The sequence below is a fragment of the Cryobacterium sp. MLB-32 genome (assembly GCF_000738085.1).
In the GTDB taxonomy this organism is placed as follows: Bacteria; Actinomycetota; Actinomycetes; order Actinomycetales; family Microbacteriaceae; genus Cryobacterium.
Window position 1 is genome coordinate 1 of the sequence record NZ_JPRS01000673.1, and the last position, 771, is coordinate 771.

Annotated in this window: 1 protein-coding gene; it reads right to left on the bottom strand. The window is 57.5% G+C overall.

What is annotated here, in order from left to right; all coding sequences use genetic code 11:
* Positions 1-108: 108 nt before the first annotated feature.
* Positions 109-771 (bottom strand): hypothetical protein (locus JF66_RS24000; protein WP_197059534.1); only part of this gene is annotated, 663 nt, incomplete at its 5' end.

Genomic DNA, 771 nt, shown 5'->3' on the forward strand with positions numbered 1-771 from the left:
AGTGAGGATTCCGAGATTAGGGTCGGCGCGACAGAAAGTGCAAAAAACGAGGCCCCCGTGCGTGTGCACGAAGACCTCGTCTTCACTGTGTGTACTGCACTATTCTGGCTAGCCGCGTTTCACCGTCACCAGGGCGTTGTCGGGAACGTAGTAGTTTCGGGCCATGGTGATGACTGTTGTGGTCGGCGAAATGACGGCGCAGTTCGCGTTGGTCGTGTTGCGGCCGAATTTGTTGTCGGTGACGGTCATGCCCACGATCGGACCGAACGTCTTCTGAGCCACGTTGATCGTGCAGGCGCCGTTGTCCGCGAAGTTGTTCGTGAACGTCACGTTGGAGACGTGCCCACTGTCCTGGGTGATCATGACGGCGGCGTTGTGCGCCCCCGTGAGGGTGTTGCCGTTGATGACGATGTTGTCGCCGATCTGAATCTGGATCGTGTCATCATGGGTCGGCGTTCCACCCTGGCTCGGGTCAACGAGGTAGTGCAGGTTGTCATGGATCCACGACTTCTGAACCGACACGTTGCTGCCGGTGATGTGCACGCCGTCGACGATCCCGTGAATATTCACCCGGGTGAACGTGGCATTGGAACCGTAGAAGCCCTGCACGTATACCGAAGGAATGCTCGGGAACAGCTCGGTATCGATGACGTTCAGATTCGCGAAGTTGCCCATGTTATTCACGAGCGCCGCATTGCCGGTCAACGCACGACCACGAATGATCGAGTTCTTGATCGTGACATTCGCCGCCTTGATCGTGACCATTCCACG